Origin of the sequence: Thalassolituus sp. (assembly GCF_034111725.1) — a bacterium.
GTDB lineage: Bacteria > Pseudomonadota > Gammaproteobacteria > Pseudomonadales > Oceanobacteraceae > Thalassolituus.
In genome coordinates this window covers 21594-29560 of record NZ_JAWUWR010000041.1, presented here as the reverse complement: position 1 = coordinate 29560, position 7967 = coordinate 21594, and the positions used below count along the sequence as shown (strand labels likewise).

Here is a 7967-nt window from a genome sequence, read left to right as displayed (position 1 = left end):
TATTTTTTGCCCTTTTTCGACGAGTTCGCGTAAATGGTCGCTGGCATTTTTTCCTTTAGGTACGCCATCTTCAGGATACTGATAAGCGATTTCATCCAAGGAGAATTGGCAGCGTTGGGCAATTTTTAGTGTATTTTCTATCAGTTGATCTGAATATAAATGCTGCAGCTTTTTAGGCGAGCGTAAATGTCGTTCAGCGTTAGAAAATAAATGCTGAGCAATATCGCTAATTGCAGCATTATGACGTATGGCTGTTAGGCAATCCTGCAAGGCATGGCGTTCTGTACTGTGCATATGGACGTGATTGGCACAGGTAACGGGTAGATCATAGACTTTTGCTAAGTGTAAAATATGGTCAAAGTTCACGTCATCATGTTCATCTAAAAGTCGTTCGGCGAGTAGCCATAAACGCCCATTAAAGTGCTGTATGAGTAGCGATTCTTCGTCTAATGATGGGCCGCGCCATAATAAGAGGCAGTGTTTTAACTCTAGTAGCCACTCTGGTTTGAAATCATAAGAACCCTTGACTGCGGCACGACGACAGCGGGTAATAAACTGGCATAACTCGGCATAGCCTTGGCTATGAGGAGCCAGTAAAACATAGCACTCTTGCTGGTAATTAAACTCACTGCCCACAATCAGTTTGATCTTTAATTTTTGCTCTTTAATTTCGCGGTGTGCACATACTACACCAGCTACAGAGCATTCGTCGGTAATGGCTAGAGCCTCATAGTTCAACGCGCTAGCGCGCTGTACTAACTCCTCAGGGTGAGAAGCGCCGCGTAAAAAACTGAAATTACTGACGCAATGTAGCTCAGCATAGCGAAATGATTTTAGAGTCTGTTTCATGGTATCTGTTAGCCAAAATAGCCATGCACAAACCATTGCCCCTGGTCATCCCTGAATACCCAAATCAGTTGTTGGCAGCACAAAACCTGATAGTAATCGCGGCGTATTGCGTGGTCGTCCCACCAACCGCTGGCGATGCGCTCAGGGCCGTGCAGAATTTGCTCAGGTGGAGGGCATGGATGCGGTTTCGGTAATAACCACAAAGGCCGTTTTGCCTGTCGTGCCTGTATTAAATTGGTTGTTTTATGTTGTGCTTGTCGTAATGAATATGTCTGCCATGCTTTCTCTGGACGTGGATCCGCCGTTGCCGTTAAGCATTGCACTTGTTCTTCATCTAAACGTGCCTGTAAGCGATTAAGTAATGCGGCATCATCACGTACTTGATACACCGTGGCTTGCGTATCGGCATCTTGTAAGCAACCGCCTTGCTCTGCTTCACGATCAAGAAAGCGGGTGACGCTTAAATGCAATTCACGTACCGGTGCACGCAAGTTTTTACGTTCTAATTGATAACGACAAACATTGAGCAATTCGCTATGGCGGTATTCAGGACGAACTAATTCAAATTGCCAATAGGTATCTGGTGGTTCTGCATGCTGTAAACGTAGCTTCAGCCAACGTGTACTCAGCTGGCGATGGTGTAAAAAACCACTAAGGCTTTCGAGTAGGCGTGAAAGTGGAAACAGTAAGCCGTTACGGTGTTCCACTTCGTACATGAATAATGCATTTTCATGAAAGTTTAATGGAGGCTTAAATTGCATGAGAGAATGCTTTTTACTGCCCGAAAGTTGTTGCAGTGTATGAATTAAATGGGGATTTATTCGACGTCCTAACTCGGCTAGTGGCAAGCGCATGAGTTCGCCTAATGTGTTAATACCTAAACGCTGTAAGGCTAGCGTGTCAGCCGCATTAAAATCCAGTTGCCGCAAAGGTAATGTCTGTAAGGCATTGTTGATCGCTATGTGCTCTAAACTAGGAAATCCTTTATTGGCTCGTGCTAATAAACGTGCTGCCAGTGGTGTTAATCCAGCGGCCAGCTGCACCGGCCATTCCTGTTGCCTACACGCATGTTCGATGTGCTGCCAAAAAGCTTCTAGTCCGCCAAATAAACGCAACATGCTTCCTGCCTCAAGCCATAAACCAGCATTGCCTTGTTCTGCATATTGGGTATCAGGACTCACCTGAGCAGAAAACTGATAGGCCCATAATGCTCGCTGTTGTAATAAATGCTGTAACCGTGATGAATCGAGGGTGTGGGTTATTAAATTAGGACAGCAATATAAGGCGCTGGCTAACGGCATATCCAGAGTAATTCCTGCTTTTTGAGCACTGGTATTATGATCAATGATGTGATGCCCTTGGCCATGCAATATGGCTAAAGGCTCACTGGCAAGGCTGAGCAAGCTATGACGATAAAAGCTGGGGAAATATAGATACAACCAGCCCTGCGCTTTTTGTGGATTAGCCTGCGAGCGCATAGCCATGATCGGATAAATGCAGATTAAATGGTTCGCAGGGCCAAGAACCACGACGTTTGTGAAAGGTAACTTGCAATGTATCGGCTTGCTGGCGCGCGACTTCTAAGCGCAATGCTGCCGGCGAGCCTGAAGTATCCAATCCTGTTTGTGGCCATAACCAGCAATGGCTGTGATGATCGGCGGCAGCAATTTGTAAACGACGGATATGTTGTTTATCCCACTCCTGCAGCCAGCCAAGTACCGCACTGCAGTGACCACTTTTTAGGCCTTCTTCCATGCACCATACAGCTTCTTTGTATGAACGTGGATGTACCATCAAAATACGTTCACTGCGCACACCTGCGAGTTCGAGCGCGGGGGCATAAGGAATGGCCGGCGGAGCAACCCAAAGTAACCAGCGTGCTTGCTGGCTTAGCTTAGCCAGTGCTGGAATCACAATGCTGAGTTCCCCGACACCGCCGCCTTGATGGTAGATTTCGCATACTTGTCCGGGCTGCCAGCCGCCATTCGGCAAGCGTTCATCTAGGGCGGCATAGCCACTACTAATCGTCTGATGTTGCGGATGTAGGTGTTGCTGAGCTTGCCAGACTTGGCCTTGCTGAAGAACCTGTTCGAGTGATGCCATACTTCACCTCTGGGCGACTTTACATCGTGAGTAGTCTAACTGTTAATAAATACAGTACTGTATATAAAAACAGTATTCAATCAGAAGAGTGTAAAGATGCGGTGGACACCACGGCGCTAACAGCAGAGCCATGATGAGTATGAATATCGACAGCAACCAAACGACGCAAGCTTAAGAGCCTGCGTGTGATCATTAGCGAAGCAAAAAGAGGAGAGTGTTAAGGCTTGCGAAACGACAGCGTCATGCGATCGCTTTCGCCAATGGCGAGGTATTTTTCACGATCTTGGTCACCGAGGCGCAACGTCGGAGGTAAAGTCCAAACGCCTGCTGGATATAGGTGTGTATCGTTAGGGTTAGCGTTAATTTCTGAATGTTTGAAAGGCTCAAACCCGGCGTTAATCGCGAGTTCGGTAACGTAGGCTTCGCTAACGTAACCACTTTCAATCATTTGTTCGCGGGTGAAGTTCTGTGGTGCTCTATGTTCAACCACCCCCAATATACCACCACGCTTTAAGGCTACATTGGCGGCATCAAATACGGCTTGCTCTTGTCCTGTGCGCATCCAGTTGTGAACATTACGGAAGGTAAGTACTCGATCCGCTTGTCCTGCTTCTCCAAGATCCATATAAGTTGGAGGCTCTAGTTCAACGATATCAATGCTGCCATAAACATCACGATGCTTAGTAAAACGCTGATCGTATTGTTCTCGAGTTTTACGGAAAAATTCTACCTTACTGTCATGTGGCCAATGAGCAGCAATAAATTGACCTTTATTTCGTAAATAAGGCGCCAAAATAGCACTGTACCAACCACTGCCAGGCCAGATTTCAATCACGGTATGATCCGGCTGCACATCAAAAAACTGTAGGGTCTGGGCAGGGTGGCGATATCGATCACGTTGATGTTCGACGCTGGTACGAGCCGAATGTGACGGCGCTCCAGGGGTCGTTTTATAAGTATCTGCCATAGCATTATTGGCATCACAACTCTCGAGTAATAGAGAGAGCGGCAATAATACAAACATGGTCAACGCTATGCGCATGTCCATATGCTCCTTATCGTAATCGGATCATCTTTAATTTAATGGCTTTGGGCAATTTTTGTTGTTGTTTCTGTTGTTTCGTCCATATCGACTTCCCAAGGTGGATTTGGGCGTACAGATTCAATCACAAAATCGACAAAACTACGTACTTTAGCCGATAGATGTCGGTTACTTGGATATAAAGCGTGAATAGGACTCGCCTCGAATGGCCAATCGCTCAAAATGGGCACTAAATTATTTGCTCTAATAGCCGATGCAGCAATCAGCATCGGTAGTGGTGCAATACCTGCACCCGCTAAAGCTAAGGTGTACAAGCTGGCAAAGTCGTTAACTTGTAAGCGTGGCTTAAGTTGTAGGTTGTGAACTTGATCATTCGGGCCTTGCAGCTGCCATTGTGACCACTGGGATGCGGTCATTAAGGTGTGCGTTTGTAGTTCGCTTGGGTGTTTCGGAGCACCATGCTTTTTCACATACTCAGGGCTTGCACACAAGATGGCACGAGCATCGCCGAGGTGGCGGCCGATTAATGATGAATCTTCTAATTGGCCAACGCGGAAAGCGACGTCGATGCCGTCTTGCACTAAATCTAAACGTTGATCAGTGAGTACTAAGTCAATTTGTACTTGTGGATGATCATCCATAAAGTCAGCAATTAATCCTGACAACACGGTTGAACCAAATAGTACTGGAGCAGTGATGCGCAAAGTACCGGTCGGAGTGCTCTGCATTTGTGTTACGGCAATGTTAGCTTCTTCGATCTCGCCTAAGATCCGCGCACAGTGATTGTAGTATGCGCTACCGGTATCGGTGAGGCGTAAACTACGGGTGGTGCGCTGAATGAGACGTACACCTAATCGCTCTTCTAATTGCGTGATTTTTCGACTGACCGTTGACTTAGGCAAGCCTAAGTTCTTGGCTGCACCTGTAAAGCTTCCTGCTTCTACAACATGCACGAAAATAGCCATTTCATTGAGGTCGAATTCTTCACGTTTGCCAATTAGCATAGATGTACTCTCATTAGTGACTCAGGCTCCAGCATGAGTCACTGGATTACCTTTACCGAACAATGTCGGATTCTTTAGTATGGAGTCAGAATAGAAAATTTAAAGTCTTTTTGGAACAATAATGTTGTAAATGTTCATATTGAATCATTTATTGGTAGTACTAAAGTTAAACCTATCATCAAGAAGCTGTCACTTTAAAGCCGTGCTCGAATACCAAATGACGGTATAAAGGGCAGATCCAGTACATCATTGCGCTCGCTATAATCGGCATTGTCGTAGTTGTAATCAATGACATTGCGCTGTGCATAGAGGTTCAATACCTCGATATAAAGATCCATTTCCCAACGAGTAAAGCGGTAGGTACGGTCAGCGCGCGCGTCGAGACGATGATAGACCGGTAGGCGCTCGGAGTATGGTGCGCCATAGACAGGGTTATATAGGTCTGGATTGTTGCTATCTACGACCACATCGTCGATTGGAGTGACAAGTTGACCACTTTGAACTCGCCATTTTAAGCCGAGCTGCCAGTCGTCGTTCCATTGATAGTTAGCCACCAGATTGACGATCACTGGTTGGTCATAGGCGTAGCGGAATTCTTCATTGGTCAGTGTGTTTTCGCGTCGGGTGCGTGACCAAGCAACAGAAGCCCAGCCATACCAGCGTTGGCTTAATTGTTTATTCACAAAGAATTCAAGTCCCCAAGCATCGCCCTCTGCATCGTTGGTATAACGCGGTAACGCATTATATTGCTCATCACTAAGAGTGTCGTAGAGCGGACTTTTACTTGGCCGTGCGATCGGAATACCAGCAAACGTTTTATAGTAAGCTTCAATTTTCCATAACAAGGTAGGTGTTAGTTGATGCTCTAGCCCAGTGACATAATGTGTAGCTTTGGGTTCGTTTAATTCAGGATTGCCGAACTCTTTGGCGTACTGCCCAAAATTCTCGGGTAGGCTGTGATAACGTCCATAGCCCTGAGTAAGCCACCAATCGGGTTGAAACATCCAGCGGCTATTAAGCTTTGGCTCCACATACGCATTTTCGGTGTAATCATTGTATGACAGTAAAACCCCTGGCATGAGGGTCCAGTTTTCATTTACGTCCCAATTATCACTGAGAAATGCATTGGTTTCATAAATCACGGAATGATCGGTAGCTTCGATGATTTCGGTGCCTTCAACAAAGCGGCAGTCGCTTTTAAATTCATCACAAGGTGGCCCTTCAAAGCGTCCCATTGCCGCTAAATGACGTTCGCTAAATTCCAACCCCCACTGTAATTCGTGGCGGTAATTCAGTGCATAACTAAAGCGGCTGCGTAGGCGATAGTCGTTAACTTTTGCATTGATGTAATTACCGCTGCCAACAAAAAATTGAAATTTCTGCTCTAACTGCGAAAGATTGATGCTTTGTGTTAAACCATTACTATAAAAAGCATCCCACTGTAATCCTTGGCTATTAAAATACTGTTCGAAGCCAAAGCCACCGGATTTACCGGGATCTTGACTAACCACTGCCGAGTCGTCAGTAAATAATACCGCTGCTTTGTCGCGTGCACCGATCACTTGCAATGAGAGGGTGTCGGTGGCATTTAGTCGTACTTCGTACTTGCCTTGATAATCATAAAACTCAGGCAGGGTAGTGAACTCAAATTCATCACTATCAATAATATTCTCGATATAAAACTGAAATAAACTTTGTCGTGCAGTGAAATAAAACGCTTGATCGTCTGATATCGGCGTTTCGACTAAAAAGCCAGCCCGCAGTAAGCTCATATCAATTATGGCTTGGCTTTGATCGTAATAAGGTGAACGTGTACGGGTATCGATCACACCTCCCGTTGCATTATTGTATTCAGCTCCAAACGCACTGGGAATGAAAGTAAATGATTCGATAACATTATCATTTAAAATACTGGAACCATCGGTGTGAAATAAGTAGCCGACCGGCGTTAGGTCTATGTAATATGCATTATCATCTGGTGATGAACCGCGAATTGCAGGCTTAGCTTCGCCACCTTTACTAAATATCACACCGGGTAAACTCTCGATTGCGCGTAACGGATCATTCCCAGCACCGGGGACTTTCAATAATTGTTTTGTGCTCACCGCATTTAATGGAGTCTCAGCTTCAGCGCTGACTTCCACGTTATCAAGTACTAAGTCATCAGCGTAGACGAGGGTGGAACACATCATCAAAGACAATAAAATATAGGGGGAATTTAGGCGACTATTCATGTTTAAACTCTATAGAACACTGTGATGCACAATTTAAGGGTAACGATAAAAGATTTCTGCCTTTATACCATTACCTTGATCATCACGCAGGTTTGTTAAACCTTTATAGCGCAGTAAACGTTGGCTTGTTAAGTCATACTCTAGTTCGATAGGATCAAGCAACCATGAGACCCAGCGCGACTTCAAGCGCATCTCAACCGTTAGGGTACTGTCATCTTGGCGAATCGGAATTAACCGAAAATCGACATATTCCAAGCGTGCGGGAGCTGCGAACGAAAAGGTTGCCGTCTTGCCTGCCAGTAGTCCCTGCCACTGCTCGCGGACGAATTCATCGAAACCAGCATCGACTACCGTCGTGTATTCCGGTTTACCTAAGCGCTTAATGCTAATCGGGGTGTCAGTATTCTCTTTGACACTTAAAATTCGCTTTTTATTGTCGGCTTCAGCACTTTCTTGATAACCATCACGGAAATCTGTTAACTCAAAGTCTGGTGTCGTGGGTGTACCTTTATAGGTACTGGTTTTATGAACGATAACCTTACCGTTGGGATTAATATAATCCACCTCGCGAGAAATCGGCATATCATTGTCGAGAATGAGGGTGTGAACTTCGCGGTAGAATAGTGCTTTATTATCGAGAGAATAGGCTTCGCCTTCATAGTTAATAGTACGGATTTCGGCATTAGCCATGAAGGTTAGAGAAGTAGCCACTATAAAGCTTAAAATACGCATAAT

At 45.4% G+C, this 7967-nt stretch carries 7 protein-coding genes; all 7 read right to left on the bottom strand.

The window, feature by feature from the left end:
• On the bottom strand, positions 1–849 hold an 849-nt coding region (locus tag UXZ23_RS06095; protein WP_320819737.1), incomplete at its 3' end, for a PHP domain-containing protein.
• An 8-nt stretch (positions 850–857) separates the two neighbouring features.
• Positions 858–2327 (bottom strand): DNA polymerase Y family protein, encoded by a 1470-nt coding sequence (locus UXZ23_RS06090; protein ID WP_320819736.1) that lies wholly within the window; start codon positions 2325–2327, stop codon positions 858–860.
• The gene (gene imuA, locus UXZ23_RS06085; RefSeq protein ID WP_320819735.1) at positions 2311–2952 is read right to left on the bottom strand and encodes a translesion DNA synthesis-associated protein ImuA; all 642 of its coding nucleotides are present in this window, start codon (positions 2950–2952) and stop codon (positions 2311–2313) included. Before imuA ends, UXZ23_RS06090 begins: the two co-directional genes overlap by 17 nt.
• Before the next feature lie 217 nt (positions 2953–3169).
• Positions 3170–3994 carry a methyltransferase gene (locus tag UXZ23_RS06080; protein ID WP_320819734.1) on the bottom strand — a complete coding sequence of 275 codons (825 nt, stop codon included), beginning with the start codon at positions 3992–3994 and terminating at the stop codon, positions 3170–3172.
• Between the two features lie 38 nt (positions 3995–4032).
• A complete protein-coding gene (locus UXZ23_RS06075; RefSeq protein WP_320819733.1) occupies positions 4033–4998 on the bottom strand; it encodes a LysR family transcriptional regulator in 966 nt (321 codons plus the stop codon).
• A 194-nt stretch (positions 4999–5192) separates the two neighbouring features.
• A complete protein-coding gene (locus UXZ23_RS06070; protein ID WP_320819732.1) occupies positions 5193–7232 on the bottom strand; it encodes a TonB-dependent receptor plug domain-containing protein in 2040 nt (679 codons plus the stop codon).
• A 33-nt stretch (positions 7233–7265) separates the two neighbouring features.
• Positions 7266–7964, bottom strand: coding sequence for a hypothetical protein (locus tag UXZ23_RS06065; RefSeq protein WP_320819731.1), 699 nt, complete (start codon positions 7962–7964; stop codon positions 7266–7268).
• Positions 7965–7967 lie beyond the last annotated feature (3 nt).